Raw genomic sequence first — 26,499 nt, forward strand, 5'->3', positions numbered from 1 at the left:
CAAGCCTCGCTCCTACAGGGAATCGCGCAAAACCTGTAGGAGCGAGGCTTGCCCGCGAAGAGGCCTTCGGATCAGAAAAAACTCAGGCCAACATGGAACAACTTCTCCACATCCCGAATATGCTTCTTATCCACAAGGAACAGAATCACATGGTCGCCCGCCGCGATCACCGTGTCATCGTGGGCAATGATCACCTCTTCATCTCGAATGATCGCGCCAATCGTGGTGCCGGGTGGCAGACCGATGTTCTCGATGGCCTTGCCAATCACCTTGCTCGACTTCGCATCACCATGGGCAATCGCCTCGATGGCCTCCGCCGCACCACGGCGCAATGAATGTACGCTGACGATGTCGCCGCGTCGCACGTGGGCCAGCAAGGTGCCGATGGTCGCCAATTGCGGGCTGATGGCGATGTCGATGTCGCCACCCTGGATCAAGTCGACGTAAGCCGGGTTGTTGATGATCGTCATCACCTTCTTCGCGCCCAGGCGCTTGGCCAGCAGCGACGACATGATGTTGGCTTCGTCGTCGTTCGTCAGCGCCAGGAAGATGTCGGCGTCGGCGATGTTCTCTTCCATCAGCAAGTCGCGGTCGGAGGCACTGCCTTGCAAGACCACGGTGCTGTCGAGGGTGTCCGAGAGATGGCGACAGCGGGCCGGGTTCATCTCGATGATCTTCACCTGATAACGACTTTCGATGGCCTCGGCCAGACGCTCACCGATCTGCCCGCCCCCGGCGATGACGATGCGCTTGTAGCTCTCATCGAGGCGGCGCATTTCGCTCATCACTGCGCGAATATTCGCCTTGGCGGCGATGAAAAATACTTCGTCGTCCGCTTCGATCACCGTATCGCCCTGAGGCAGGATCGGCCGGTCACGGCGGAAAATCGCCGCTACGCGGGTTTCGACATTCGGCATGTGTTCACGCAACTGGCGCAGTTGCTGACCCACCAGCGGTCCGCCGTAATACGCCTTCACCGCGACCAGCTGCGCTTTGCCTTCGGCGAAATCGATGACCTGCAACGCACCCGGATGCTGGATCAGGCGCTTGATGTAGTTGGTGACCACTTGTTCCGGGCTGATCAGCACATCCACCGGAATCGCTTCGTTATCGAACAGCTCGGAGCGCGTGAGGTACGCCGCTTCGCGTACCCGGGCGATTTTGGTCGGGGTGTGGAACAGGGTGTGGGCGACTTGGCAGGCGACCATGTTGGTTTCGTCACTGTTGGTCACCGCCACCAGCATGTCGGCATCGTCCGCGCCGGCCTGGCGCAGCACCGTCGGCAGCGAGCCGCGGCCTTGCACGGTGCGGATGTCCAGCCGGTCGCCGAGGTCGCGCAGTCGTTCGCCATCGGTGTCGACCACGGTGATGTCGTTGGCCTCGCTGGCCAAGTGTTCCGCCAGCGAACCGCCGACCTGCCCTGCGCCGAGGATGATGATTTTCATCCAGTCACTCCCTTAAAACCGGTTAACCGCGCGCGGCGGCGATCTTGATCAGCTTGGCGTAATAGAACCCGTCGTGGCCGCCTTCCTGTGCCAGCAGCTGGCGACCGTGGGGCTGCTTGATGCCGGCCGTGGTGGCGAGGTCCAGCTCACGGGCGCCCGGCGTGCGGGCGAGGAAGGCTTCGATGACTTCGGTGTTCTCGGTCGGCAACGTGGAACAGGTGGCGTAAAGCAGAATCCCGCCCACCTCCAGAGTTATCCACATGGCATCCAGCAACTCGCCTTGCAGCACCGCCAGCGCGGCGATGTCATCCGGTTGGCGAGTCAGCTTGATGTCCGGGTGACGACGGATCACGCCGGTGGCCGAGCATGGCGCATCGAGCAGGATGCGTTGGAACGGTTTGCCGTCCCACCAGGTGGCCGTGTCGCGGCCGTCGGCGGCGATCAGTTCGGCGCTCAAACCCAGGCGAGCGAGGTTTTCTCGCACACGCACCAGACGCTTGGCTTCTAGATCCACGGCGACGACGCCCGCCAGTGCAGGTTCGGCTTCGAGGATGTGGCAGGTCTTGCCGCCCGGTGCGCAGCAGGCGTCGAGCACTCGCTGGCCCGGCGCGAGGTCGAGCAGGTCGGCGGCCAGTTGCGCCGCTTCGTCCTGCACGCTGATCCAGCCTTCGGCGAAGCCTGGCAGGCTGCGTACGTCGGCGGCGGCGTCGAGAATGATGCCGTCCCGGCTGTAAACGCACGCCGTGGCGGCGATGCCCGCTTCGGTCAGCAGACCCAAGTAGGCATCGCGAGTGTGATGGCGACGGTTGACCCGCAAAATCATCGGCGGATGCGCGTTGTTCGCCGTGCAAATGGCTTCCCACTGCTCAGGCCAAAACGCTTTCAGGGATTTTTGCAGCCAGCGTGGGTGGGCGGTGCGCACCACCGGGTCGTGTTCCAGCTCGGCCAGCAGCGCTTCGCTTTCACGTTGGGCGCGGCGCAACACGGCGTTGAGCAAGGCTTTGGCCCACGGCTTCTTCAGCTTGTCGGCGCAACCGACGGTTTCGCCGATGGCGGCGTGAGCCGGGACGCGGGTGTAAAGCAGTTGATAGAGACCGACCAGCAGCAACGCCTCGACATCGGCGTCGGCAGCCTTGAACGGCTTCTGCAGCAACTTGGCCGCGAGCGCCGACAAACGCGGCTGCCAGCGCGCGGTGCCGAACGCCAGGTCCTGGGTGAAGCCGCGATCGCGGTCTTCGACCTTGTCCATTTGTGTCGGCAGCGAACTGTTGAGTGAGGCTTTTCCGTTGAGAACTGCAGCAAGTGCCTTGGCGGCGGCCAGACGTGGATTCATTGAGCGTCCGCCGTTTGACCGAGCACGGTGCCGACGGCGAATTTCTCACGACGGCTGTTGAACAAATCGCTGAAGTTCAGCGCCTTGCCGCCGGGCAATTGCAGACGGGTCAGACACAACGCTTGCTCACCGCAGGCGACGATCAGGCCGTCCTTGCTGGCGCTGAGGATTTCACCTGGTGCGCCCTTGCCTTCCGCGAGGCTCGCGGCCAGCACTTTCAGCGCTTCGCCATTCAACGTGCTGTGGGTGATCGGCCATGGGTTGAAGGCGCGGACCAGACGCTCCAGCTCAATGGCCGGGCGGGTCCAGTCGATGCGCGCTTCGTCCTTGTTCAATTTGTGTGCGTAGGTGGCGAGGCTGTCGTCCTGCACTTCGCCTTCCAGCGTGCCGGCGGCGAGGCCGGCAATGGCTTGAATCACTGCCGGTGGGCCGAGTTCCGCCAAGCGGTCGTGGAGGCTGCCGCCAGTGTCTTCAGCGCTGATCGGCGTAGTGACCTTGAGCAGCATCGGCCCGGTGTCGAGGCCCAGTTCCATGCGCATCACGGTCACGCCGCTTTCGCTGTCGCCGGCTTCGACGGCGCGCTGGATCGGCGCCGCACCGCGCCAGCGTGGCAGCAACGACGCGTGGCTGTTGATGCAACCCAGGCGCGGAATATCCAGTACCACTTGCGGCAGGATCAGGCCGTAGGCGACCACCACCAGCAAGTCCGGCTTCAGCGCGGCCAGTTCGGCTTGAGCGTCTTCGTTGCGCAGGGTTGGCGGTTGCAGCACCGGGATATTGTTTTCCAGTGCCAACTGCTTGACCGGGCTCGGCATCAGCTTTTGCCCGCGACCCGCCGGACGGTCCGGTTGGGTGTAGACCGCGACGATCTCGTAAGGGCTGTCGAGCAGGGCCTTGAGGTGTTCGGCGGCGAATTCCGGGGTGCCGGCAAAGACGATGCGCAGTGGCTCAGTCATGGGAAGCTCTCATTTACAAAGCAGTCGCAAAAGAAAAAGGCTTGCCGCAGCAAGCCTTTGAAAGGAGGGCATCAAGCGTTCTGGCGATGGAGCTTTTCCAGTTTCTTCTTGATTCGGTCACGTTTGAGATTCGACAGGTAGTCGACGAACAATTTGCCGTTGAGGTGGTCGCATTCATGCTGGATGCACACGGCGAGCAGGCCTTCGGCGATCAGTTCGTAAGGCTGGCCGTCGCGGTCCAGGGCCTTGACCTTGACCTTCTGCGGGCGATCGACGTTTTCGTAGAAACCCGGCACCGAGAGGCAGCCTTCCTGGTATTGCTCCATCTCGTCGGTCAGGGGCTCGAACTCGGGGTTGATGAACACCCGCGGTTCGGTGCGGTCTTCGGAGAGGTCCATCACGACGATACGTTTGTGCACGTTGACCTGGGTCGCGGCGAGGCCGATGCCTGGCGCTTCATACATTGTTTCAAACATATCATCGACCAACTGACGCACTTCGTCGTCCACTACGGCCACAGGTTTGGCGATAGTGCGCAGGCGCGAGTCGGGGAATTCGAGGATGTCTAAAATGGCCATAAGCTTGATTGCTGCACGTGTGAGGTAAAGTCGGGTCGATGGCCTGGCAGGTCCGAAGATGCAGGCTACCGTTGTGAAGCGTAGCTCCTTTTCTTTTTGGCAAAGAGTCGGGAGCGAGCCACGAGGGCTCTGGCGTTTCACGCGAACGCACATAATAAAGGGATTCACCGCATGAGGAAATCACTACTCGCCTTGCTCCTTCTGGCCTCGGCCGGTTTGGCGCATGGGCAAGTGCAACTCAAGGAAGGTTTTCCACAGCAATACACAGTGGCGGCGGGTGACACACTCTGGGACATCTCCGGGAAATTCCTCCGTGAGCCGTGGAAGTGGCCCGAGCTCTGGCAGGCCAATCCGCAGATCCAGAACCCCAATCTGATCTACCCCGGCGATTTGCTGTCGCTGGTCTACGTTGACGGGCAGCCGCGCCTGACCCTCAATCGCGGGGCTTCCCGGGGCACCATCAAGCTCTCGCCACGGGTGCACAGTTCGCCGGTGGCCGACGCCATCCCGAGCATTCCGTTGCAGTCGATCAACAGTTTTCTGCTGAGCAACCGCATCGTCGACAAGGTCGAGGATTTCGACAAGGCGCCTTACATCGTCGCCGGCGATGCCGAACGGGTGCTCAGCGGCACCGGCGACCGGATTTTCGCCCGCGGCCATTTCGATCCGAACCAGCCGGTCTACGGCATCTTCCGCCAAGGCAAGGTTTATACCGACCCCGAGAGCAAGGAGTTCCTGGGGATCAATGCCGACGACATCGGCGGCGGTGAAATTGTCGCTACCGAGGGTGATGTCGCGACGCTTGCACTGCAACGCACCACTCAGGAAGTTCGCCTCGGCGATCGTTTGTTCAGCGGCGAGGAACGATCGATCAACTCGACCTTCATGCCCAGTGCACCAAAAACCCCGATCAACGGCCTGATCATCGACGTACCGCGCGGGGTTACCCAGATCGGCGCGATGGATGTCGTGACGCTGAACCGGGGCCAACGCGACGGACTCGCCGAAGGCAACGTGTTGGTGGTGATGAAGACCGGCGAAACCGTGCGCGACCGGGTCTCCGGCCAGCCTCTGAAAATTCCTGATGAACGCGCCGGTTTGCTGATGGTGTTCCGCACCTACGACAAACTCAGTTACGGATTGGTGCTCACCGCATCGCGCTCCTTGGCGGTGATGGACAAGGTGCGAAATCCGTAAGCAGGCTCCACAAGTTACCAACAGAGTTATCCACAGCTTATTCCCGTTTGAACGGGGCTCATAACGATCAAGGATGATCCATGTCGCTGCCTGCTGTTACACCGGTTTCCCCTGCGGAACTGGAAGCCCGTTTACGTCTGCATCGTTTGCCGGAGCTCGGTCCTGCGCGTTTCAGGAAGCTGCTCGAAGCCTTCGGCTCAGCGTCCAAAGCCATCAGCGCGCCGGCCAGTGCCTGGCGTTCGCTGGGCTTGCCGTTTGCTTGCGCCGAGGCCCGCCGGGCCGATGATGTCCGGGACGGCGCCAGCCACGCATTGGCCTGGCTAGACCGTCCCGGCCAGCATTTACTGATGTGGGACCAGCCTGACTACCCGGCATTGCTGGCGGAAATCAGCGACGCGCCGCCACTGCTATTCGTCGCGGGCGATCCGGGCATACTGGAAAAACCGCAATTGGCGATGGTTGGCAGTCGTCGCGCTTCCCGTCCGGGGATGGACACGGCCGCCGCGTTTTCGCGCAGTCTGGCTGGCGCCGGTTTTGTCATCACCAGCGGTCTGGCGCTGGGGATCGATGCCGCCGCGCATCAAGCCGCTCTGGACGTGGGCGGGCAAACGGTCGGCGTACTTGGCACGGGACTTGAAAAGTTTTATCCACAGCGCAACCGCAGGCTTGCCGATGCCATGATTGCGTCGGGCAGCGCGGTGCTTTCAGAGTTCCCGCTGGACGCCGGGCCTACGGCCAGCAACTTCCCGCGACGCAATCGAATCATCAGTGGTTTATCCCTCGGCGTGCTGGTGGTCGAGGCCAGTGTCGCCAGCGGCTCCTTGATCACCGCGAGGCTGGCGGCGGAACAAGGTCGTGAGGTGTATGCGATTCCGGGATCGATCCATCATCCCGGCGCCAAGGGGTGTCATCAGCTGATTCGCGACGGCGCGATGCTGGTGGAAACCATCGAACATATCCTCGAAGCGTTGCGCGGCTGGCAGCAGTTGCCGTTAGCCATGCAGGCTCCGTCGGTGGCTCATCCGCTGTTGATGCTGCTGCATGCGGCGCCGCACACCAGTGAAGCGTTGTCCGTCTCCAGCGGCTGGGCGCTGCCCAAAGTGCTGGCGGCGCTGACGGAACTGGAAATGGACGGCCGGGCGGTCTGCGAAAGCGGGCGCTGGTTTGCGCGGGTGAGCTAGGTTTTATAAGGAACATCGGTAAACTGCGCAGAGCCTTATTCCGGAGAGTTTTTCATGGTCAACAGTTGGCGTGTGCAACAAGCCGCGCAAGCCATTCGCGCAGGGGCGGTGATTGCCTATCCAACCGAGGCGGTCTGGGGCCTGGGTTGCGACCCGTGGGACGAAGAAGCGGTCGAACGTCTGCTGATGCTCAAGGGCCGGTCGGTGGACAAGGGGCTGATTCTGGTTGCCGACAACATTCGCCAGTTCGACTTCCTGTTCGAAGACTTCCCTGAGCTTTGGATGGATCGGATGGCCAGCACCTGGCCGGGGCCGAATACCTGGCTGGTGCCGCATCGGAATCAGTTGCCGCAGTGGATTACCGGCGTGCACGAAACGGTGGCGTTGCGGGTCAGCGATCACCCGTTGGTGCGGGATTTGTGCGCATTGGTCGGGCCGTTGGTGTCGACCTCGGCCAACCCGCAGGGCCGGCCGGCGGCGCGGACGCGGATTCGCGTGGAGCAGTATTTCCGCGGGCAGCTTGATTTGATTCTTGGCGGCAACCTCGGTGGGCGCAAGAATCCGAGCGTGATTCGCGATCTGGCGACCGGGAACGTCATTCGCCCGGGTTGAGACCGCGTCATCGTTCATCGCTGGCAAGCCTCGCTCCTACAAGATTTTGGTCGTTTACATAATGTGCTTACGACGCTGAACCTGTAGGAGCGAGGCTTGCCCGCGAAGAGGCCCTCAAGGCAAAAGAACAGTCGAACCTGTCGTCCGCCGTGCCGACAACTCGGTCTGCGCCTTCGCCGCGTCAGCCAGTGAATACTTCTGGCTGATCTCCACCTTCAGCTTCCCGCTGATGATCATCTCAAACAACTCATCCGCCATCCGCTGCAGGTTTTCAGCGTTGTTGGCATAAGTCGCCAGTGTCGGCCGGGTCACGTACAACGAACCCTTCGCCGACAGAATCCCCAGGTTTACCCCGTCCACCGCGCCCGAAGCATTGCCAAAACTCACCACCAGGCCCCGAGGCGCTGTGCTATCCAGCGAAGTCAGCCAAGTGTCTTTGCCGACACCGTCGTACACCACCGGGACTTTTTTGCCGTCGGTCAATTCCAGTACGCGTTGAGCGACGTTTTCGTGGCTGTAGTCGATGGTCGCCCACGCACCGTTGGCCTTCGCCAACGCGGCTTTCTCCGGCGAGCTGACCGTGCCGATCAACTTCACGCCCAGCGCCTTGGCCCATTGGCAGGCCAGCGAACCGACACCCCCGGCAGCGGCGTGAAACAGAATGGTTTCGCCACCCTTGAGTTCATAGGTCTGACGCAACAGGTACTGCACGGTGAGGCCCTTGAGCATCACCCCGGCGGCTTGTTCGAAGCTGATCGCGTCCGGCAGGTGCACCAGATTGGCTTCCGGCAATACGTGAACTTCGCTGTAGGCGCCCAACGGGCCACTGCCGTACGCCACGCGATCACCGACCTTGAAGCGGGTGACTTCGCTGCCCACCGCCTCGACCACGCCTGCACCTTCCGAACCCACGCCCGACGGCAAGGCCGGCGGCGCATAGAGGCCACTACGGAAATAGGTGTCGATGAAGTTCAGGCCGATGGCCTTGTTGGTCACGCGCACTTGCTGCGGGCCGGGCTCGGCCGGTTGGTAATCCACATACTCGAGCACTTCGGGGCCGCCATGGGCGCGGAACTGGATACGCTTTGCCATCAGAACTCTCCTTAGGTCTTCAGCTACTAGAGGTGTAGTGCCAAGCGCCCTATCGAACTCCCAAGCTTGATCCCCGTCAACTGTGGCGAGTCCATCTGCAATGTTATGCTACGCGCCCATTTGCGCCGGCCCCCGCTCCCATGGAGCGCCGCGTAGTTTTGCCCGATTCAAGGTGAAGACATGACGACCCGCACCGAGGCCGTAAAAGCCTACCTGCTCGACCTGCAAGACCGCATTTGCGCTGCCCTGGAAGCCGAAGACGGCGGCACGCAATTCGTCGAAGACGCCTGGACCCGGCCTGCCGGTGGTGGCGGTCGTACCCGCGTGATCGAGAACGGCGCGGTCATCGAAAAGGGCGGCGTCAACTTTTCCCACGTGTTTGGCAGCGGTCTCCCACCGTCCGCCAGCGCCCATCGACCTGAACTGGCCGGCCGTGGCTTTGAAGCCCTGGGCGTGTCGCTGGTGATTCACCCGCACAATCCGCATGTGCCGACTTCCCACGCCAACGTGCGCTTTTTCATCGCCGAAAAAGAAGGCGAAGAACCGGTCTGGTGGTTCGGCGGCGGCTTCGACCTGACCCCTTATTACGGCAACATCGATGACTGCGTGCACTGGCACCGCGTCGCCGAGCAGGCCTGCGCGCCGTTCGGTCCGGACGTTTATTCGCGCTACAAAGCCTGGTGCGACAGCTATTTCCACATCAAGCATCGCCACGAACCGCGCGGCATCGGCGGCCTGTTCTTCGATGATTTGAACGAGTGGGATTTCGACACCAGCTTCGCTTTCATGCGTGCCATCGGTGACGCTTACATCGACGCCTACCTGCCGATCGTGCAGCGCCGCAAAAATGATGCGTTCACAGCAAAACAGCGCGAATTCCAGGAATTCCGCCGTGGCCGATACGTCGAGTTCAACCTGGTTTACGACCGTGGCACGCTGTTCGGCCTGCAATCGGGTGGGCGTACTGAGTCGATCCTTATGTCGTTGCCGCCGCAAGTTCGCTGGAGCTATGACTGGAAAGCCGAGCCCGGCAGCGAAGAAGCACGCCTGACCGAGTATTTCCTGCAAGACCGCGACTGGCTGGCCCAGGCCTGAGGATTTCTGATGGATCGTTACGTCGTTTTCGGTAACCCGATCGGCCACAGCAAGTCGCCGTTGATCCATCGTCTGTTCGCTGAGCAGACCGCTCAGCAACTGGACTACAGCACTTCGCTGGCACCGCTCGACGAGTTTTCCGACTTTGCCCGGGAGTTTTTCCTGGAAGGTCGCGGGGCGAACGTGACGGTGCCGTTCAAGGAAGAGGCGTTCCGTCTGGCCGACAGTGTGACGGCGCGAGCGCAGCGGGCTGGCGCGGTGAACACCCTGAGCAAGCTCGCCGATGGCACGCTGCTGGGCGACAACACCGATGGTGCCGGGCTGGTGCGGGACCTGACGGTCAACGCCGGTTTCAGCCTCAAGGGCAAACGCATCCTGCTGCTCGGCGCCGGCGGCGCAGTGCGCGGTGCGCTGGAGCCACTGCTGGCCGAGCAGCCCGCCTCGGTGATCATCGCCAACCGCACGGTGGAAAAAGCCGAGCTGTTGGCTGAGTTGTTTGCGGATCTGGGGCCGGTGTCGGCCAGTGGTTTCGACTGGTTGCGGGAATCGGTGGACCTGATCATCAACGCGACATCGGCCAGTTTGTCGGGCGATGTACCGCCGATTGCGGGCAGTCTGATCGAACCGGGCAAGACCGTTTGCTACGACATGATGTACGGCAAGGAACCGACCTCGTTCTGCCGTTGGGCTACGGCGCATGGCGCTGCCGTGTCGATGGATGGTTTGGGGATGCTCGCCGAACAAGCGGCAGAAGCTTTCTTGCTGTGGCGTGGCGTACGCCCGGACACGGCGCCGGTGCTGGCCGAACTGCGCCGCCAACTCGCCGCATAACCGCACTCTGTAGGAGCGAGCCTGCTCGCGATGAACCTGAGAGCCCCGCTGGGTGTCAGGATTGCAGCGTTAACGTTAACGCCCATCGCGAGCAGGCTCGCTCCTACAGGGGATCGTGTTTCAATCTTCGAAATGGATCGGGCATTTCTCCGCGCCTTCCAGCTTTCGCAACTCCTCCACCACCGGCGGTCGCGCCCCGCGCAAGGTCAGGCTACGGTCCTGCTTGCGTAGTCGCCGCGCTTCCTGGTGCAGCATTTCCACCCCCGAATAGTCGATGAAGTTGATCTGCTGCGCCTCGATCACCACCCGCGCCCCGTGCATGCGTTGCAGGCGCACTTGCAGGTAATGGCTGGCGCCGAAAAAGATCGAGCCGCCGACCCGCAGAATGTCTTCATCGCCGTCGCGCCAATGCTGCACCCGTGGTTGCGAGGTGCGCTTGAGGTAGAAAAACAACGACGCGAGCACGCCGGCATAGATCGCGGTCTGCAATTCCAGCAACAGCGTGGCGACACAGGTCAGCGCCATCACCATGAACTCGGCGCGGCTGACCCGCAGCAATGCGCGGATGCCGCGATGGTCGACCAATCCCCAGGCGATCAACAGGATGCTGCCGGCCATGGCCGGGATCGGAATATGCGCAATCAGGTTGGCGCCGAAGATCGCAAACAGCGCCACCCACAACGCGGAAAACACTCCCGCCATTGGCGAACAGGCACCCGCTTCGTAGCTGAGGCCGGAACGGGTGAAGGAACCGGCTGACAGCGAACCGGAAAAAAACGCACCGACCATGTTCGATAAGCCCTGCGCGCGGACTTCCTGATTGGCATCGAGCAATTGCTGCGAGCGCGCCGACAAGGAACGGGCAATCGACAGGCTCGTCACCAGCCCGAGCATCCCCACCGCTACTGCGCTGGGCAGCAATCGCAAAATCATGTCCAGATCCAGTGGCAACGGGCTAAAGGGCGGCAACCGCCCGACAAACGCGCTCACCAGGTTCACGTGGCCGAACATCGATGGCCACAGCCAAACCAGCAACCCGGCGAGGATCAGGGTGATCAGCAGCGTCGGCCAGCGAGGCAGCAACCCTTTCAGGATTATGCCGACGACGACTGTTGCCAGTCCCAGTACGAGCGAGGGTTTATCCACTGCATCGAGGTGCTGCAGCAGCATCAAAAAGCTGTCCAGTGCGGTGGCCTGGCTGGGCAAGTCCAGCCCCAGCAGGTTGGGCATTTGACCGATGGCAATCACCACGGCGGCACCGAGGGTGAAGCCCAATACCACCGAGTGCGAGACAAAATTCACCAGTGCGCCGAACCGCAGCATACCCAGTAGCCACTGGAAAATGCCGGCGAGCAGCGTCAGAAGCAGGATCAGCGTGATGTAGTCCTTGGACGCAGGGACGGCCAGAGGACTGACACTGGCGAACAGGACAATCGAAATGGCTGCCGTAGGCCCACAGATCAAATGCCACGATGAACCCCAGAGACAGGCGATCAGCACCGGGATGATCGCGGCGTACAAGCCGTATTCCGGTGGGAGACCGGCGATCAGCGCGTAGGCAATGGATTGCGGCAACGCGAGAATGGCGCCGCTGAGGCCGACGATCAGGTCACGGCCGACGCTGGCGCGGGTCTGCCGGGGCAACCACGTGAGGAAGGGAAAGAGTGAATGGCGGCTGGGGAAGGCCATGGGTCCTCTCGGTTGAAAATTTTGCGCAAGGGTATCAGCACAACACCTTGTAGGAGCCAGCTTGCTGGCGATGGCGGCGCATCAGTCAACATTTATCGCGCCGATACACCGCTATCGCCAGCAAGCTGGCTCCTACAGGTAGCCACCCAAAGGGTTAGAGCTTGGCTTTTACCGCCGGCAACGCATCCTTGCCGTCCGCGGTCTTCACGCCTTCCAGCCATTTATCCAGCACCGCCGGATTGGCCTTGATCCACGCCTTGGCCGCATCCGCATTGCTGACCTTCTTGTTCACCACATCCGCCATGATGCTGTTTTCCATCTCCTGGGTGAAACTCAGGTTGGTCAGCAACTTGCCCACATTCGGGCAGGCCTCGGCGTAACCCTTGCGGGTCAGGGTATGGACGCTGCCGGTGTCGCCGAAGTATTTCTCGCCGCCCTTCAGATAATGCATTTTCAGCTGCACGTTCATCGGGTGCGGCGTCCAGCCGAGGAAGGTCACGAATTTCTGTTTCTTCACCGCACGAGACACTTCGGCCAGCATCGCCTGTTCGCTGGACTCGACCAGTTTCCACTGGCCCATATCGAAGTCGTTCTTCTTGATGATTTCTTGCAGCGAGATGTTCGCCGGGGCGCCGGAGCCGATGCCGTAGATTTTCTTGTCGAACTTGTCGGCGAATTTGTTCAGGTCGGCGAAGCTATGCACACCCGCGTCCCACACGTAATCCGGCACAGCCAGGGTGAACTCGGTGCCATCGAGGTTCTTCGCCAGTTGCGTGACGTCGCCGGTGGCGACGAACTTGTCATAGAAACCCTGCTGCGCCGGCATCCAGTTGCCGAGAAACACGTCGACCTGGCCATCCTTCAACCCGCCAAAGGTAATCGGCACCGCGAGGGTGTCGACTTTGGGCTTGTAGCCCATGCCGTCCAGCAGAAACCCAGTGATGGCGTTGGTTGCGGCGATGTCGCTCCAGCCAGGGTCGGCCATTTTCACCGTCTCGCAGCTCTGATCGGCATACGCCGACGCACTGCCCAGAGCCAGCAGTCCGACCGTCAGTACTGTGGATAACTTTTGCATGGACTTCCCCTTAACATTATTGGTTTTGGCAGGGTTGTGGATAACGTGCTTTACGCTCCAGATCGTCGAGGTCGATGTGGTTGCGCATGTACTGCTGACTGGCGTCCACCAGTGGCTGGTGATCCCAGCTCTTCAGCTTGCCGATGGTCAGCGCTTCGGCGACGAAACGCCGACGACGCTGGCTCGCGAGCACCTGTTGGTGTATCGCCGGGATGTTCCATTTGGCCCGTGCTTCGGCAAGAAATTCCTCGAACAGGAGCCGATGTTGCGGCGACTGGCTGAGTTCTTCCTGTTCACGCGGGTCGTTGTGTACGTCGAAGAGCAGGCACGGATCGTCTTCGCTGTAGATGAATTTGTAGGCGCCACGGCGAATCATCATCAGCGGACTGATGGTGCCTTCGGCCATGTATTCGCCGAAGACTTCGTCGTGACCGCCCTGCCCTTGCAGGTGCGAAACCAGCGACCGGCCATCCAGCGGCAAGCCCGGTTCCAGAGCGCCGCCGGCCAACTCGACAAACGTCGGCAGCAGGTCGGCGGTGGAAACCGCTGCGCTGACCCGTCCGGCGCCAAACTGGCCGGGTGAACTGATCAACATCGGCACGCGCGCGGCCATTTCGTACCAATGCATTTTGTACCAGAGGCCACGCTCGCCGAGCATGTCGCCGTGGTCGCCGGAGAACACGATGATCGTGTCGTTGATCAGCCCGGTATCTTCGAGCGTTTGCAGAAGTTTGCCGACGTTGCTGTCGATATAGCTGCAAGCACCGAAATAAGCCCGGCGTGCATCGCGGATCTTATCCACAGGCAGCGGCTTGTCCCACAGGTCGTAGACCTTGAGCAAACGCTGGGCGTGCGGATCGAGCTCGGTTTGTGCCGGGGTTTCGGGCAATGGGATTTCGGCGTCGTCGTACAGATCCCAGAAGGCCTTGGGAATGGTGTACGGGTCGTGTGGGTGAGTCATCGACACGGTCAGGCAGAACGGCTGGTCGCCGTCTTCGCGGATGTGATCGAACAGGTATTGCTGGGCCTTGAACACCACCTCCTCATCGAAATCCAGTTGGTTGGTGCGCACGCAAGGCCCGGCCTGCAGTACCGACGACATGTTGTGATACCAGGTCGGACGCACGTCCGGTTCGTCCCAGTTCACTGCCCAACCGTAGTCGGCCGGGTAAATGTCGCTGGTCAGGCGTTCTTCGTAACCGTGCAGCTGGTCCGGGCCGCAAAAGTGCATCTTGCCGGACAACGCGGTGCGATAACCGAGGCGCCGCAGGTAGTGGGCGTAGGTGGGCACGTCGGCAGGGAAATCGGCCGCGTTATCGTAGGCGCCGATCTTGCTCGGCAACTGACCGCTGACCAAGGTAAAACGCGACGGCGCGCAGAGTGGGCTGTTGCAATAAGCGGCGTCGAACACCACGCCTTCGGCGGCGAGGCGGCTGAGATTGGGCAATTTGATCGGCGAAGGGCCGTAGAACGGCAACATTGGCGCGGCCATCTGATCGGCCATGATGAAAAGAATATTCTTGCGCTTCATGTGATCGCGGCATTCCATAGTGAATATTTATGCGAGAGTGCTGCAATCGAGCATGGAGTCCATGTGATTTGTGGTAAAGCCCATGCCAGGCAATGACTAGGATAAGCACAGCTTATGTATGACGCCCTCGGTGATTTGTCTCTGGATTTGCTTCGCGCCTTCGAAGCGGCCGCCCGCCATCACAGCTTCACCGCCGCTGCGGTGGAGCTCGGCACCACGCAACCGGCCATCAGCCAGCAGATCAAGCGGCTGGAAGATCAACTCGCCACACGGCTGTTCGATCGCATTTATCGCGGGATCGAATTGACCGAGGCCGGGGCGATTCTTTTCGAGCAGGTTCAGCTCGGTTTGCAGAATATCGACGCAGGATTAAGTGCGATCAGTGCACAGCAACAGCATGAAGTGTTGCAGGTCGCCACCGATTTTGCTTTTGCCGCTTACTGGCTGATGCCCCGGTTGCATCGCTTTCACGCGGCCAATCCTCACGTGGACGTTAGCCTGGTCACCAGCGAACGCAGCCTCAATATGCTGCGCACCGATATCGATGTTGCCGTGCTGTTTGGTGACGGGCGTTTTAAACAGGGCGAAAGCCATTGGCTGTTCAGCGAAGAAGTGTTCCCGGTGTGCAGTCCGCTGCTATTGAAGGATCGTCCCCTGCCCTTGCCGCCCCAAGGGCTGCTGGAATTTCCGCTGCTGCACCTACGCGGCGAAAACAGCAGCAACTGGTTCGACTGGAGCGGCGTGTTCCGCGAATTGGGGATTACTTCGGCGCCAGCGCCCGGGCAGTTGCGATTCGACAATTACACGCTGTTGATTCAAGCGGCGATTGGCGGCCAGGGCGTGGCGATTGGCTGGCGGCACCTTGTGGATAACTTGCTGGCGCAAGGTTTGTTGTGTCGGCCAATTGCTGAAACGGTGATGTCCCGGCAGGGCTATTACGTGGTCCTGCCCCAACGCAAACGGCGTGGGGTGTTGATTCAACAGTTCGTGGATTGGTTGATGGCCGAGCAGGCCAGCAGTGCGCAATCGCTGAATGGTCTGCCTTTGCCTTCGATTGCGGTGTGAAAGCAAGAAGGTCGTCCGGGCGCGACCCGAGCGTTCACTACTCTGAAGTCGCCACGAAATTCACGTGCTGGCCCACGTGAAGATTGAAGTGCAATTCATCGGCGATCCCTATCGCGACACGTTTCAAGCGATCCAGCGGTTCGGCCAGCCCCGGTTCCAGGCTGCTGCTGGCGTGGCTGAAATGCTCGATCGTCAGCCCTGGGACGCCACGTGGCGCATTCACCAGCGTCCAGTGCAACCTGCTGCTTTGCAGGGATTCGCGGATTTCTTCGGCGGCGTGGCGTTGCAGTTGATCCTCGATCTCCGGATCGTCCAACACCTCGAAATCCCCCACCAGAAACAGTCGGGCAATGCCGGCAGCCTGCATGCCAGCTATCAGCGCATCGACGGCGAGCACCTGTTCGACCGGGCCTGGAACAATGGTTTTTTCAACGTGTTCGCTGTTGAACGGCAAGCCTGGTGCGTCTAATAGACAGATGACGGCCGAACAGCCCGCGACGCTTTGTTTGACGCGCTCGGCCTCAAACAGGTCGCCCGTCTTAGTGCGTAATCCCGGACGTGGCGCGAGTGCCGTCAAGTCATCGAGGATGGCGATCACTTCGTGTTGCCGCCGCAGCATCTCAGCTATCAGCGCACTGCCCAGGCTACTCATGGCACCATAAAGCACCACTTTTACCACCGGGGTTTCGGCATTTTTCATGACTGGGCTCCGTTTCCTGGGTGTATAGCATTTGACCTGTGGGAGACGGTGAGGGTTCGACAGGGATTCAGAGGGTTTCAGATGCAACAGATCAAGGGCTACCACGCCCACGTGTATTTCGACGCCAGCACCATCGACCAGGCGCGAGCCTTGTGTGAGCAGGCGGCGCAGCTGTTTCCGCTGAAAATGGGTCGGGTGCACGAACGTCCGGTCGGCCCGCACCCGGACTGGAGTTGCCAACTGGCATTCGGGCCGGAACTCATCGGCGACGTGTTGCCGTGGCTGGCGCTCAACCGCAAGGGCTTGGTGGTGTTCCTGCACCCGGACACCGGCGACGATCTGCTCGACCACACCGAACATGCCATCTGGATGGGGGCGATCCGGCCACTGGATCTGTCTATTTTTTGATCAGAGTGTTTCTTCGGCTTCGCCCGGCAGGTGTTCGTCCAGGTGCAGCCAGGGCAGACGGCTGTCGGTCCAGATGTGCCGCTCGGCCGGAGCCTGCTCGGGATGATCGAGGGTGGCGATGGTCAGGTCGATGCTCTCGGGACTGAGGTGTGTCACCAGCGCGAGTTGCGCCCCACAGTTCGGGCAGAAATATCGTACGCAACTGGATGACGAGGCGTACTGCGCCGGTGTGCCTTTCAGCCATTTAAAGGTCGATACGGGCACGGTGATCCAGGTGGTCACGATCCCGCCGCTGACTCGTCGGCAGATTGAGCAGTGGCAGTGGGCGATGTCGTGCAGCGGGCCGTTGAATTGATAGCGCAGATGTCCGCAGTGGCAGCCGCCTGTGTGAAGTTCGTTCATCACATTTCCTCCTGTTGCGTATGTACCGACGCCTTCGCGAGCAAGCCCGCTCCCACAGTGGGTACGCATTTCAATGTGGGAGCGGGCTTGCTCGCGAAGGCCTCAACCCGGTCTAACTCCTAGCCCCCGTCCGACGACCGGTCGCACATCCGGTCAATGCTTTCATCGGCGAAAGCTGGGTGAAAGCTTCCCCGATTAGGATCGCCCCCACTACCGGCAACAGACCGGTCGGCCAATGCCAGTGTTTTATCGCTCGCACAGCCCATTTAACAACAACAATGGTGACCCTGATGTCCTTTGATACCCGCCGCTTCGCCGCAACTCCGCCCGTACGCATCGTGCTTCCCGTTCTGCGCTGACCCACCCGGTTCGCCCATTCCCTAGCCGCGCTACGCCTGGAGTATTCCCATGCTGACTTTCCTTGGCTTCGCCATGGTCATCACGTTCATGTTCCTGATCATGACCAAGCGCCTGTCTGCGCTGATCGCCCTGATCATCATTCCAATCGTCTTCGCCCTGTTCGGTGGTTTTGCGCCGAAGATCGGCCCGATGATGCTCGAAGGCATCACCAAGCTTGCGCCGACCGGCGTGATGCTGATGTTTGCCATCCTCTACTTCGCCCTGATGATCGACTCCGGCCTGTTTGACCCGGCCGTGCGCAAGATCCTCAAACTGGTCAAGGGCGACCCGTTGAAAGTTTCGGTCGGCACCGCCGTACTGGCGCTCGTCGTCTCCCTCGATGGTGACGGCGCGACCACTTACATGATCTGCGTGGCCGCCATGCTGCCGCTCTACAGCCGCATCGGCATGAGCCCGCGGATTATGGCTGGCCTGATCATCCTCGCCGGTGGCGTGATGAACATGACCCCATGGGGCGGTCCGACTGCCCGTGCGGCCAGTGCGTTGCATGTGGACCCGTCGGCGATCTTCGTACCGATGATTCCGGCGATGGGTGCCGGTGTCCTGGCCATCCTGGCCATCGCTTACTTCTACGGCAAACGTGAACGTGCGCGTCTGGGTGAGCTGCACCTGGTGGGCGATGAAATCGACCACAGCGAAATCAGCGTTTCGCAGTTCCCGGACGCCCGTCGTCCAAAGCTGATCTGGTTCAACGGTGCCCTGACATTCGCACTGATGTGCACCCTGATCGCAGGCCTGCTGCCGCTGCCGGTGCTGTTCATGGTGGCGTTCAGTATTGCCATGATCGTCAACTACCCTTGCCTGCAACAGCAGAAGGATCGTGTTGCGGCCCACGCCGGCAGCGTGCTGGCGGTGGTCGGTTTGATCTTCGCGGCAGGCATCTTCACCGGTATCCTGTCGGGCACCGGCATGGTCGATGCGATGTCGAAGAGCCTGTTGGCGGTCATCCCGGATTTCCTCGGCCCGTACCTGGCCGTGATCACCGCGCTGGTGAGCATGCCGTTCACGTTCTTCATGTCGAACGACGCATTTTATTACGGCGTGTTACCAGTACTTGCCGAAGCGGCCAGTCATTACGGTATAACCGCGGTTGAAATGGCACGTGCCTCGATCGTCGGTCAGCCCGTCCACTTGCTGAGCCCGCTGGTACCATCGACCTATTTGTTGGTGGCCCTGGCCGGTATCGACTTCGGTGACCATCAGCGCTTTACCCTGAAATGGGCAGTGCTGGTGTGCATGTGCATACTGGTTGCAGCATTGCTGATGGGGATTTTTCCGCTGTTCAGCACTCTATAAGCCCAAGACTCACCACTGGGGGTCCAGGCTTCGTTGTTTGAAGCCCGGGCCCTTTGTGGTTTAACACTCGCTCAAAGGAATACACATGGAATGGCTGACCAACCCTGAAATCTGGGTTGCCTTCTTTACCCTGACCGCCCTGGAAATCGTCCTGGGTATCGATAACATCATCATGATTTCGATCCTGGTCAGCCGCATGCCCAAGCACATGCAGGCGCGCACCCGAATCTTCGGCCTGGCGCTGGCCATGGTTACGCGGATTCTGTTGCTGCTGTCGATTACCTGGGTCATGCGCCTCACCGCAGACTTGTTCGAAGTGTTCGGCCAGGGCATTTCCGGGCGAGACCTGATCCTGTTCTTCGGTGGTCTGTTCCTGCTGTGGAAGAGCTCGCAGGAGATGTACCACGCGCTGGAAGGTGAAGACGAATCCAACGAGGAGCCGGGTGGCAAGGGTGGCAACTTCCTCTACACCATCATCCAGATCGCGATCATCGACATCGTGTTCTCGCTGGACTCGGTGATCACCGCCGTCGGCATGGTCTCCCACGTACCGGTCATGGTCGCGGCGATTGTTGTGGCTGTGCTGGTGATGATGCTGGCTTCCGGCACCATCAGCTCGTTCATCGACAAGCACCCGTCGCTGAAGATGCTGGCGCTGGCGTTCCTGTTGATCGTCGGTACCGTGCTGATTGCCGAATCCTTCGACGTGCACGTGCCAAAAGGCTACGTCTACTTCGCCATGGCGTTCTCGCTGGCGGTGGAAGCGATCAACATCAAGATGCGCACCGCGATTGCGAAAAAGAAAAAACAGCAGGATCCGGTGAAACTGCGCAAGGATATTCCAGGGCAGTAAGTAACACGTAAAACCTGTGGGAGCGAGCCTGCTCGCGATAGCGGCCAGTCAGTCAACATCAATGTTGAATGTGACGGCCTCATCGCGAGCAGGCTCGCTCCCACATTTTTTTGTGCGGTCGCCAGGCCCTGATTTCATGACAGTTTTGTTTCAATCACCTCTTTAGCTATGCGATGCTGGCGCGCAGACCGTTAGCCAACTACAGCTTAAGTACACAACGTAGAAAGTCGCGCGGCACCGTCAACTTGCTCCTTTGGGGCGCTACCACCACAGGGGGCCCTTATGCTCACCCTGCTCAATTTGTTATCTGCCGTGGCCTTGCTGATCTGGGGCACGCACATCGTCCGAACCGGCATCCTGCGGGTCTACGGTTCCAACCTGCGTCATGTGATCGGCCAAAACATGTCCAAGCGCTGGCTGGCGTTCATCGCCGGCATAGTCGTGACCGCCATGGTTCAGAGCAGCAACGCCACCGCCATGCTCGTCACCTCCTTTGTCGGCCAGGGCCTGATGGCGCTGATGCCTGCGCTGGCGACCATGCTCGGCGCCGATGTCGGTACGGCGCTGATGGCGCGGGTGCTGACGTTTGATTTGTCATGGCTGTCGCCGCTGCTGATTTTTCTCGGGGTGATTTTCTTCCTGTCGCGCAAACAGACGCGGCTCGGCCAGATGGGCCGGGTGGCCATCGGTCTGGGCCTGATCATTCTGGCCCTGCAACTGATCGTCGAAGCGGCGGCGCCGATCACCCAGGCGCAAGGGGTCAAGGTCATCTTCGCCTCGCTGACCGGCGACATCCTGCTCGACGCCTTGGTCGGCGCCCTGTTCGCGATGGTTTCCTACTCCAGCCTGGCCGCCGTCCTGCTGACCGCGACCCTGGCCGGGGCCAGCGTGATCAGCTTGCCGGTGGCCATCGGCCTGGTGATCGGCGCCAATATTGGCAGCGGCATTCTAGCGTTCATGAGCACCAGCATGCAGAACGCCGCGGGCCGTCAGGTGGCGCTCGGTAGCCTGCTGTACAAGCTGATTGGCCTGTTGCTGATCATTCCGGTACTCGACCCGTTGGTGCACTGGATCGACAGCCTCGACTTCAGCCCCCAGGAAATGGTCATCGGCTTCCACCTGCTCTACAACACGGCTCGCTGCCTGCTCTTGCTGCCAACGGTCGGGATAATGGCCAGGCTTTGTGCCTGGCTTTTGCCGGAGCGTCCGGAAATCAACGGCACGGCCAAACCGCGACACCTTGATCCGACGGCGCTGGTGACCCCCAGCCTGGCGCTGGCCAACGCCGTCCGGGAAACCCTGCGCATCGGCGATCTGATCGACAGCATGCTCGAAGCCATGCTCGACGTGCTGCGCGGCAAGCAAACTGCCGTCACCCAGGAAATGCGTCGCCTGACCGATGATGTGGATGCTCTCTACAACTCGATCAAGCTCTATCTGGCGCAAATGCCCCGTGAAGACCTCAGCGAGCAGGACAGTCGGCGTTGGGCGGAAATCATTGAACTGGCGATCAACCTCAAACTCGCCAGCGACCTGATCGAGCGCATGTTGCGTAAGGTGCAGCAACAGAAAACCTCGCAGCGCCGGTCTTTTTCCGAGGTCGGCCTGGACGAATTGGCGGGGCTGCACAGCCAGTTGATTTCCAATTTGCGCCTGGGGTTGTCGGTGTTCCTCAGCGCCGACAAGGAAAGTGCCCGCCAGTTGCTGCGGGAGAAGCGTCGCTTTCGTGCACAGGAACGCCGCCTGGCCCATGCTCACGTCAGCCGGTTGCAACGTAAGATTGTGCAGAGTATCGAGACCAGCTCGCTGCACCTGGAGCTGATCGCCGACATGAAGCGTCTGAATTCTCTGTTTTGCAGCAGCGCTTATGTGGTGCTGGAAACGTCTGACACCGGTGCGCTCGCTGTAGATGATTTGGCTGACATCACACATTCGCCTTGAACGTCTGGCAGTGTGGTCAGTCAGTAACATGTATTCAGCCTTCACGCCGCCATCGCGAGCAGGCTCGCTCCCACAGTTGATTTAAGTGAGACCGACGATCCACTGTGGGAGCGAGACCGGCTTGCCGGCGATGGCGGCCTGAAGGACAACACGGATCTCCAATTGGCCGTATGGAAACTCGCTATGCGTTGTTTGTTGTTCGCCTGCCTGTTGCTTGGATCATTCCCCTCGTTTGCCCTGGACCGCTTCCAGGTCGAGGGCTATACGCTGCCCAACGGCCTGCAATTGCTGCTCAAGCCCGGCACCGAGCGCGGGCATGTGGCGATTCGTCTGGTGGTCGGCGTCGGCATCGATGATTTCAACTGCGCCGACAAGGAACTGCCGCACCTGCTCGAACACTTGCTGTTCAGTGGCATCGACGCCACTGGCGAAGGTGGTCTGGAAGAGCGCATGCAGGCGCTGGGTGGCGAGTGGAACGCCTACACCAGCAACGCCGACACCACGTTCGTCATCGAAGCCCCGGCGAAAAATCAGCGCAAGGTCCTCGACCTGCTGTTGGCGCTGTTGACCCAGACCCGAATCGACGACAACGCGATCAACGCTGCCAAGAAAGTGGTCGAGCGCGAAGACGGCGGCCATTACTCGCACCTGCAACGGTGGCTGGATCGTCAGGACCTGGGCCACACCGCGAGCAATCAACTGGCCGTGGAACTGGGCCTTAAGTGCCCGGAGCGGGCCGAGGTCGATTACCTGACCCGCGAACAACTGGAGAAGGTACGCAAGGCCTGGTACGCGCCCAATAACATGACCCTGATCGTGGTCGGCGACCTCGACCGCTTGCTGCCGGGTTATCTGGAGCGGGCCTGGGGCGAGCTTGATGCGGTTGACCCTACCGATCACCCGCCGCTGCCGGAGATCAACGCCAGCGCGGCCCATGAACGTACGCTGAGTCACGGTATTGTCGGCGCGGGTGCCAAGTTGCACTGGCTGGTGCCGGAGCCCGTGCTGGCGGATCAGCACGACGAAACCTTCGACCTGCTCAAGGATTATCTGGACTGGGCGCTCTATCGCCAGATGCGCCTCGCCCATGGTCTGTCCTACGGCCCCTCCGCCGAGCGCGAAGTGTTTGGCGGCGTGGGGTTCATGAGCCTCAACGCCGACCTTGAGCGCGACGATGTGACGGCGGCGGAACAGGTGCTGGATGAGTTGAAGGCCGGGTTGCTCAAGGACGGTCTGGACGCCGGCACCTTCAACCGCCTCAAGCAGGCTGCCATCGCGCGCCAGGCCTGGGCCGTGCAAGGCAACAGCGCGTTGGCCGATTACTACTGGAGCGCGTTGAGCGACTACGAAGACGGCCGCTTCGCCGACCCGGCCAAGGAACTCCAGGGGGTTACGCTGGAAAAAGCCAACAAGGCCATGCGTGAATTGCTCTTGCAGCCAGGTTATCTGCGGATCGAGAAGCCGTTGATGAGTTATGACCAGGTGCTGTGGGCAATTGCCGGGGCGTTCGCTTTGATGGTGCTCGGCCTGTTGGCCTGGCGCCTCCATCGTAAGCAATAGCCAACCCCTGTAGGAGCCGGCTTGCTGGCGATGGTCGTCAACGATAACGCGTATTTTCTGAATAAACGCGGTGCCTTTGAGTCCATCGCCAGCAAGCCGGCTCCTACAGTTTTGCGTAGGCCAGCGAACGCTACTTCACCCTCGCCACACCGCCCCCCGGGCGGTAACCTGTCGGGGTTTTTTCCTACGACTACTGTGAACCGCCGAATGCCTACCCTGACCTTGTTCGTACAGCGCATCCTCGAACTGATGAAGCGCTATCCCGGGGTCATTGCGCTCGGCGGTTTCATTTCCGGGGTCGGCAGCTTCATGCTGGTGGATCGTCAGCAAGGCCTGGCGACGTGGATCACCATCATCATGGTGTTGAGCTGGATCTGGCTGATGCTGGAAAACAGCCTCACCAAGCTCTTCACCCGAATCTTCAAACGGGAAATTCCCCAGCCGTTGCTGCGCTACGCCACGCAGATGATTCACCAGGAAAGCCTGTTTTTCGTCCTGCCGTTCTTTTTCATCACCACCACTTGGAACAGCGGCCAGTTGTTCTTCACCGGGCTGCTGGGCATCGCCGCGCTGATTTCCATCACTGACCCGCTCTACTACAAGTGGCTGGCGCCCCGGCGCTGGGCGTTCCTGGCGTTGCATACGCTGACGCTGTTTGCCGCGCTGCTGACCGCCCTGCCCGTCATCCTGCACCTGACCACCTCCCAGAGTTTCAAACTGGCGCTGGGCACCGCCGTCGTGCTGTCGTTCCCGAGCCTGGCGTCGATCTTCCCTATTCGCACTGTGCGCAACGCGCTGGCAATCTTGAGCATCACCGTCGGCATCGGCGGCGTGGGTTGGGGGCTGCGCTCGTGGGTGCCGCCGGCGACGTTGTGGATGACCGATGTGGCGATCAGTACGCAAATGCAGGACCGCACGCCGGGCAAGAGTCTGGAAGAAGTCAGCGCCGAGCAGATCCGTGGCGATGGCCTGTACGCCTACACCGCGATCAACGCCCCGCGCGGTCTCGACGAGCGCATTTACCATGTGTGGCAGTTCAACGGCAAAGAGGTCGACCGCATCGCCCTGGACATCCACGGCGGGCGCAAGGAAGGCTATCGCGCCTGGACCCACAAGCAGAACTTCCCCGGTAACCCGGCGGGCAAGTGGCAAGTTCGGGTGCTGACCGAGGACGGCCAGTTGATCGGCGTGTTGCGCTTCACGATCACGGACAGCACACCGACCAAAGAAAAGTAATGCGGTTCGTGCTATTACGTAGCTCTGCGTAACAGCCGAACAAGCACGGAGCTTATGACCAGCAGCACAATGGCCGGCAATGCCCAACTGGACGCCGCTCACTCCCCCGCTCAGTTGCGGGTGACGGGTGACTGGACGCTTGCCCATTACGCCGAACTCAAGGACCTGAGCGAAAAGCTTCGCGGCCAATACGACGACAAAACCCACATCGACCTCAATGGCCTCGGCGCGCTCGACACCGCCGGCGCATCGCTGCTGGTGGAATTGCTCGGTTCGGACCGTCTCGGCAAATCCGCTGAGCATCCGGACTGCACCTTGTCTGTCGCCGATCGTGCGTTGTTGCAGACCGTTTATTGTTCGATGACCGATTTTTGCGTACCGATCAAGGAAGCGGAAATCAGCGTCGGCATTCAGTTGCTGACCCGTATCGGCCGCGCAGTGGATGCCGTCTGGCAAGACACCCTGCAACTGCTGGGCTTCGTCGGTCTGATTCTGGAAACCATCGCCCGTGGGCTGTTCCGCCCGAAGCGCTGGCGCATCACGCCAATGGTCGCGCACATCGAACAGACCGGCCTCGACGCCGCGCCCATCGTTGCCCTGCTGACCTTTCTGGTGGGTGCGGTGGTGGCTTTTCTCGGCGCAACGGTACTGGCGAGTTTCGGTGCGAGCATCTTCACCGTGGACCTGGTGGCGTTCTCCTTCCTGCGTGAATTCGGCGTGTTGCTGACCGCAATCCTGATGGCCGGGCGCACCGCCAGTGCATTTACCGCGCAAATCGGCTCGATGAAAGCCAACGAAGAAATCGACGCCATCCGCACCTTGGGTCTCGACCCGATGGAGTTGCTGGTGGTGCCACGCGTGCTGGCGCTGCTGGTGGCGCTACCGATGCTGACCTTTGTGGCGATGCTCTCGGGGATTGTCGGCGGTGGCGTGGTCTGCGCCGTGGCGCTGGATATCTCGCCGGCGATGTTCTTGTCGCTGCTGCAAACCGACATCGGCGTTCAACACTTTCTGGTCGGCATCGTCAAAGCGCCGATCTTCGCCTTCCTGATCGCCGCCATTGGTTGCCTTGAAGGCTTCAAGGTCAGCGGCAGCGCCGAGTCCGTCGGGGCGCACACCACGTCGAGCGTGGTGCAGTCGATTTTCGTGGTGATCGTGCTCGACGCCGTGGCCGCGCTGTTTTTCATGGAGATGGGCTGGTGAGTCGTCTACCCCGAGCGCCCTCCGAGGCGGTGATTGAGGTCCGTGGGCTGTGCAATCGCTTCGGTCGCCAGAGCGTGCACGAGAACCTCGACCTGGATTTGTACAAGGGCGAAATCCTCGCGGTGGTCGGCGGTTCCGGCAGTGGCAAGTCGGTGCTGTTGCGCAGCATTGTCGGCCTGCGCCAGCCCAGCGAAGGCGTGGTGAAAGTGTTTGGTAAAAACCTGCCGACCCTGTCCGAGCACGAGCGCTCGATGGTCGAACGGCGCTTCGGTGTGCTGTTTCAGAAAGGCGCGCTGTTCTCTTCGCTGACCGTGACCGAGAACGTCGCCCTGCCCCTGATCGAACACGCCGGGCTGAGCCGCAACGATGCCGAACACCTGGCGGCGGTGAAACTGGCGTTGGCCGGGTTGCCGCTGTCGGCGGCCGACAAGTACCCCGCTTCGCTGTCCGGCGGCATGATCAAGCGCGCGGCGCTGGCCCGGTCGCTGGCGCTGGACCCGGACATCCTGTTCCTCGACGAGCCCACCGCCGGCCTCGATCCGATTGGCGCGGCAGCCTTCGATCAATTGATCCTGACCTTGCGCGACGCGTTGGGGTTGAGCGTGTTTCTGGTGACCCACGACCTCGACACGCTCTACACCATCACCGACCGCGTGGCGGTGTTGGCGCAGAAGAAAGTGCTGGTGGCGGACGCCATCGACAAGGTGTCGGAAACCGACGACGCGTGGATTCACGAATACTTCCATGGCCCTCGCGGCCGCGCGGCGCTGACAGCCGCTCAACAGCTCAACGAGGTCTGA

Annotated in this window: 24 protein-coding genes; 14 read left to right on the forward strand and 10 right to left on the reverse strand. The window is 61.0% G+C overall.

Annotation, left to right across the window (positions count from 1 at the left end; genetic code table 11):
* Positions 1-71: 71 nt before the first annotated feature.
* The 4 genes from trkA to def all read right to left on the reverse strand — a co-directional run bounded on the left by trkA (position 72) and on the right by def (position 4,312).
* Positions 72-1,445: a Trk system potassium transporter TrkA gene (gene trkA, locus PMI32_RS19115; protein WP_008027578.1), complete on the reverse strand. Its 1,374-nt coding sequence runs from the start codon at positions 1,443-1,445 to the stop codon at positions 72-74.
* Between the two features lie 22 nt (positions 1,446-1,467).
* Positions 1,468-2,778: a 16S rRNA (cytosine(967)-C(5))-methyltransferase RsmB gene (gene rsmB / locus PMI32_RS19110; protein ID WP_008027580.1), complete on the reverse strand. Its 1,311-nt coding sequence runs from the start codon at positions 2,776-2,778 to the stop codon at positions 1,468-1,470.
* The gene (gene fmt, locus PMI32_RS19105; RefSeq protein ID WP_008027581.1) at positions 2,775-3,734 is read right to left on the reverse strand and encodes a methionyl-tRNA formyltransferase; all 960 of its coding nucleotides are present in this window, start codon (positions 3,732-3,734) and stop codon (positions 2,775-2,777) included. The genes rsmB and fmt overlap by 4 nt, the downstream gene beginning before the upstream one ends.
* A gap of 71 nt (positions 3,735-3,805) precedes the next feature.
* Positions 3,806-4,312 carry a peptide deformylase gene (gene def, locus PMI32_RS19100; RefSeq protein WP_008027583.1) on the reverse strand — a complete coding sequence of 169 codons (507 nt, stop codon included), beginning with the start codon at positions 4,310-4,312 and terminating at the stop codon, positions 3,806-3,808.
* A gap of 171 nt (positions 4,313-4,483) precedes the next feature.
* Here def and PMI32_RS19095 point away from each other — a divergent pair, with 171 nt between their 5' ends.
* From PMI32_RS19095 to tsaC, 3 genes are all read left to right on the forward strand, one after another.
* Positions 4,484-5,509 carry a LysM peptidoglycan-binding domain-containing protein gene (locus PMI32_RS19095; RefSeq protein ID WP_008027586.1) on the forward strand — a complete coding sequence of 342 codons (1,026 nt, stop codon included), beginning with the start codon at positions 4,484-4,486 and terminating at the stop codon, positions 5,507-5,509.
* Positions 5,510-5,589: 80 nt separating this feature from the next.
* Positions 5,590-6,690, forward strand: a complete 1,101-nt coding sequence (dprA, locus tag PMI32_RS19090; RefSeq protein ID WP_008027588.1) for a DNA-processing protein DprA — start codon at positions 5,590-5,592, stop codon at positions 6,688-6,690.
* Positions 6,691-6,744: 54 nt separating this feature from the next.
* Positions 6,745-7,302 (forward strand): L-threonylcarbamoyladenylate synthase type 1 TsaC, encoded by a 558-nt coding sequence (gene tsaC / locus PMI32_RS19085; RefSeq protein ID WP_008027590.1) that lies wholly within the window; start codon positions 6,745-6,747, stop codon positions 7,300-7,302.
* A 114-nt stretch (positions 7,303-7,416) separates the two neighbouring features.
* Here tsaC and PMI32_RS19080 read toward each other — a convergent pair whose 3' ends face one another.
* The gene (locus PMI32_RS19080; protein WP_008027591.1) at positions 7,417-8,394 is read right to left on the reverse strand and encodes an NADPH:quinone reductase; all 978 of its coding nucleotides are present in this window, start codon (positions 8,392-8,394) and stop codon (positions 7,417-7,419) included.
* A gap of 180 nt (positions 8,395-8,574) precedes the next feature.
* On the opposite strand from PMI32_RS19080, the gene hemF reads away from it, so the two are divergent.
* Both hemF and aroE read left to right on the forward strand, forming a co-directional pair.
* Positions 8,575-9,489, forward strand: a complete 915-nt coding sequence (hemF, locus tag PMI32_RS19075; protein WP_008027593.1) for an oxygen-dependent coproporphyrinogen oxidase — start codon at positions 8,575-8,577, stop codon at positions 9,487-9,489.
* Between the two features lie 9 nt (positions 9,490-9,498).
* Positions 9,499-10,320, forward strand: coding sequence for a shikimate dehydrogenase (gene aroE, locus PMI32_RS19070; protein WP_008027595.1), 822 nt, complete (start codon positions 9,499-9,501; stop codon positions 10,318-10,320).
* 120 nt (positions 10,321-10,440) lie between these two features.
* Here aroE and PMI32_RS19065 read toward each other — a convergent pair whose 3' ends face one another.
* The 3 genes from PMI32_RS19065 to betC form a co-directional block, all read right to left on the reverse strand.
* Positions 10,441-12,009: a SulP family inorganic anion transporter gene (locus tag PMI32_RS19065; RefSeq protein WP_008027598.1), complete on the reverse strand. Its 1,569-nt coding sequence runs from the start codon at positions 12,007-12,009 to the stop codon at positions 10,441-10,443.
* Between the two features lie 154 nt (positions 12,010-12,163).
* Positions 12,164-13,084: a choline ABC transporter substrate-binding protein gene (choX, locus tag PMI32_RS19060; protein ID WP_008027600.1), complete on the reverse strand. Its 921-nt coding sequence runs from the start codon at positions 13,082-13,084 to the stop codon at positions 12,164-12,166.
* Between the two features lie 16 nt (positions 13,085-13,100).
* A complete protein-coding gene (gene betC, locus PMI32_RS19055; RefSeq protein ID WP_008027603.1) occupies positions 13,101-14,615 on the reverse strand; it encodes a choline-sulfatase in 1,515 nt (504 codons plus the stop codon).
* A gap of 114 nt (positions 14,616-14,729) precedes the next feature.
* On the opposite strand from betC, the gene PMI32_RS19050 reads away from it, so the two are divergent.
* The gene (locus PMI32_RS19050) at positions 14,730-15,680 is read left to right on the forward strand and encodes a choline sulfate utilization transcriptional regulator (protein ID WP_008027604.1); all 951 of its coding nucleotides are present in this window, start codon (positions 14,730-14,732) and stop codon (positions 15,678-15,680) included.
* A 37-nt stretch (positions 15,681-15,717) separates the two neighbouring features.
* On the opposite strand, the gene PMI32_RS19045 is transcribed toward PMI32_RS19050, so the two are convergent.
* A complete protein-coding gene (locus tag PMI32_RS19045; RefSeq protein ID WP_008027606.1) occupies positions 15,718-16,380 on the reverse strand; it encodes an NAD(P)-dependent oxidoreductase in 663 nt (220 codons plus the stop codon).
* Positions 16,381-16,461: 81 nt separating this feature from the next.
* Here PMI32_RS19045 and PMI32_RS19040 point away from each other — a divergent pair, with 81 nt between their 5' ends.
* Complete coding sequence (locus PMI32_RS19040; protein WP_008027608.1) at positions 16,462-16,788, forward strand: DOPA 4,5-dioxygenase family protein; 327 nt, start codon at positions 16,462-16,464, stop codon at positions 16,786-16,788.
* Here the strand turns inward: PMI32_RS19040 and PMI32_RS19035 are convergent, their stop codons facing one another.
* Complete coding sequence (locus PMI32_RS19035) at positions 16,789-17,190, reverse strand: GFA family protein (RefSeq protein WP_008027611.1); 402 nt, start codon at positions 17,188-17,190, stop codon at positions 16,789-16,791.
* 408 nt (positions 17,191-17,598) lie between these two features.
* On the opposite strand from PMI32_RS19035, the gene PMI32_RS19030 reads away from it, so the two are divergent.
* The 7 genes from PMI32_RS19030 (at position 17,599) to PMI32_RS19000 (ending at position 26,499) form a co-directional block, all read left to right on the forward strand.
* Positions 17,599-18,906, forward strand: coding sequence for a CitMHS family transporter (locus PMI32_RS19030; protein ID WP_008027613.1), 1,308 nt, complete (start codon positions 17,599-17,601; stop codon positions 18,904-18,906).
* 85 nt (positions 18,907-18,991) lie between these two features.
* Positions 18,992-19,759: a TerC family protein gene (locus tag PMI32_RS19025; protein WP_008027615.1), complete on the forward strand. Its 768-nt coding sequence runs from the start codon at positions 18,992-18,994 to the stop codon at positions 19,757-19,759.
* 282 nt (positions 19,760-20,041) lie between these two features.
* Positions 20,042-21,700 (forward strand): Na/Pi cotransporter family protein, encoded by a 1,659-nt coding sequence (locus PMI32_RS19020; RefSeq protein ID WP_008027617.1) that lies wholly within the window; start codon positions 20,042-20,044, stop codon positions 21,698-21,700.
* Between the two features lie 183 nt (positions 21,701-21,883).
* Positions 21,884-23,260 (forward strand): M16 family metallopeptidase, encoded by a 1,377-nt coding sequence (locus tag PMI32_RS19015; protein ID WP_008027620.1) that lies wholly within the window; start codon positions 21,884-21,886, stop codon positions 23,258-23,260.
* A 207-nt stretch (positions 23,261-23,467) separates the two neighbouring features.
* Positions 23,468-24,496: a DUF5924 family protein gene (locus tag PMI32_RS19010; RefSeq protein WP_032828682.1), complete on the forward strand. Its 1,029-nt coding sequence runs from the start codon at positions 23,468-23,470 to the stop codon at positions 24,494-24,496.
* 54 nt (positions 24,497-24,550) lie between these two features.
* Complete coding sequence (locus PMI32_RS19005) at positions 24,551-25,699, forward strand: ABC transporter permease (RefSeq protein WP_032828683.1); 1,149 nt, start codon at positions 24,551-24,553, stop codon at positions 25,697-25,699.
* Positions 25,696-26,499, forward strand: a complete 804-nt coding sequence (locus PMI32_RS19000) for an ABC transporter ATP-binding protein (RefSeq protein ID WP_008027627.1) — start codon at positions 25,696-25,698, stop codon at positions 26,497-26,499. Before PMI32_RS19005 ends, PMI32_RS19000 begins: the two co-directional genes overlap by 4 nt.

The organism is Pseudomonas sp. GM60, assembly GCF_000282415.1.
GTDB lineage: Bacteria > Pseudomonadota > Gammaproteobacteria > Pseudomonadales > Pseudomonadaceae > Aquipseudomonas > Aquipseudomonas migulae.

Excerpts from the sequence above, each read along its gene's own strand:
- def (WP_008027583.1), bottom strand. The coding sequence starts at position 4,312 with ATGGCCATTTTAGACATCCTCGAATTCCCCGACTCGCGCCTGCGCACT.
- PMI32_RS19045 (WP_008027606.1), bottom strand. The coding sequence starts at position 16,380 with ATGAAAAATGCCGAAACCCCGGTGGTAAAAGTGGTGCTTTATGGTGCC.
- betC (WP_008027603.1), bottom strand. The coding sequence starts at position 14,615 with ATGAAGCGCAAGAATATTCTTTTCATCATGGCCGATCAGATGGCCGCG.
- rsmB (WP_008027580.1), bottom strand. The coding sequence starts at position 2,778 with ATGAATCCACGTCTGGCCGCCGCCAAGGCACTTGCTGCAGTTCTCAAC.
- hemF (WP_008027593.1), top strand. The coding sequence starts at position 8,575 with ATGACGACCCGCACCGAGGCCGTAAAAGCCTACCTGCTCGACCTGCAA.
- PMI32_RS19080 (WP_008027591.1), bottom strand. The coding sequence starts at position 8,394 with ATGGCAAAGCGTATCCAGTTCCGCGCCCATGGCGGCCCCGAAGTGCTC.
- PMI32_RS19065 (WP_008027598.1), bottom strand. The coding sequence starts at position 12,009 with ATGGCCTTCCCCAGCCGCCATTCACTCTTTCCCTTCCTCACGTGGTTG.
- PMI32_RS19035 (WP_008027611.1), bottom strand. The coding sequence starts at position 17,190 with ATGAACGAACTTCACACAGGCGGCTGCCACTGCGGACATCTGCGCTAT.
- PMI32_RS19010 (WP_032828682.1), top strand. The coding sequence starts at position 23,468 with ATGCCTACCCTGACCTTGTTCGTACAGCGCATCCTCGAACTGATGAAG.
- PMI32_RS19015 (WP_008027620.1), top strand. The coding sequence starts at position 21,884 with ATGCGTTGTTTGTTGTTCGCCTGCCTGTTGCTTGGATCATTCCCCTCG.
- PMI32_RS19030 (WP_008027613.1), top strand. The coding sequence starts at position 17,599 with ATGCTGACTTTCCTTGGCTTCGCCATGGTCATCACGTTCATGTTCCTG.
- fmt (WP_008027581.1), bottom strand. The coding sequence starts at position 3,734 with ATGACTGAGCCACTGCGCATCGTCTTTGCCGGCACCCCGGAATTCGCC.
- tsaC (WP_008027590.1), top strand. The coding sequence starts at position 6,745 with ATGGTCAACAGTTGGCGTGTGCAACAAGCCGCGCAAGCCATTCGCGCA.
- dprA (WP_008027588.1), top strand. The coding sequence starts at position 5,590 with ATGTCGCTGCCTGCTGTTACACCGGTTTCCCCTGCGGAACTGGAAGCC.
- trkA (WP_008027578.1), bottom strand. The coding sequence starts at position 1,445 with ATGAAAATCATCATCCTCGGCGCAGGGCAGGTCGGCGGTTCGCTGGCG.
- aroE (WP_008027595.1), top strand. The coding sequence starts at position 9,499 with ATGGATCGTTACGTCGTTTTCGGTAACCCGATCGGCCACAGCAAGTCG.
- PMI32_RS19005 (WP_032828683.1), top strand. The coding sequence starts at position 24,551 with ATGACCAGCAGCACAATGGCCGGCAATGCCCAACTGGACGCCGCTCAC.
- PMI32_RS19025 (WP_008027615.1), top strand. The coding sequence starts at position 18,992 with ATGGAATGGCTGACCAACCCTGAAATCTGGGTTGCCTTCTTTACCCTG.
- PMI32_RS19095 (WP_008027586.1), top strand. The coding sequence starts at position 4,484 with ATGAGGAAATCACTACTCGCCTTGCTCCTTCTGGCCTCGGCCGGTTTG.
- PMI32_RS19050 (WP_008027604.1), top strand. The coding sequence starts at position 14,730 with ATGTATGACGCCCTCGGTGATTTGTCTCTGGATTTGCTTCGCGCCTTC.
- PMI32_RS19040 (WP_008027608.1), top strand. The coding sequence starts at position 16,462 with ATGCAACAGATCAAGGGCTACCACGCCCACGTGTATTTCGACGCCAGC.
- PMI32_RS19020 (WP_008027617.1), top strand. The coding sequence starts at position 20,042 with ATGCTCACCCTGCTCAATTTGTTATCTGCCGTGGCCTTGCTGATCTGG.
- choX (WP_008027600.1), bottom strand. The coding sequence starts at position 13,084 with ATGCAAAAGTTATCCACAGTACTGACGGTCGGACTGCTGGCTCTGGGC.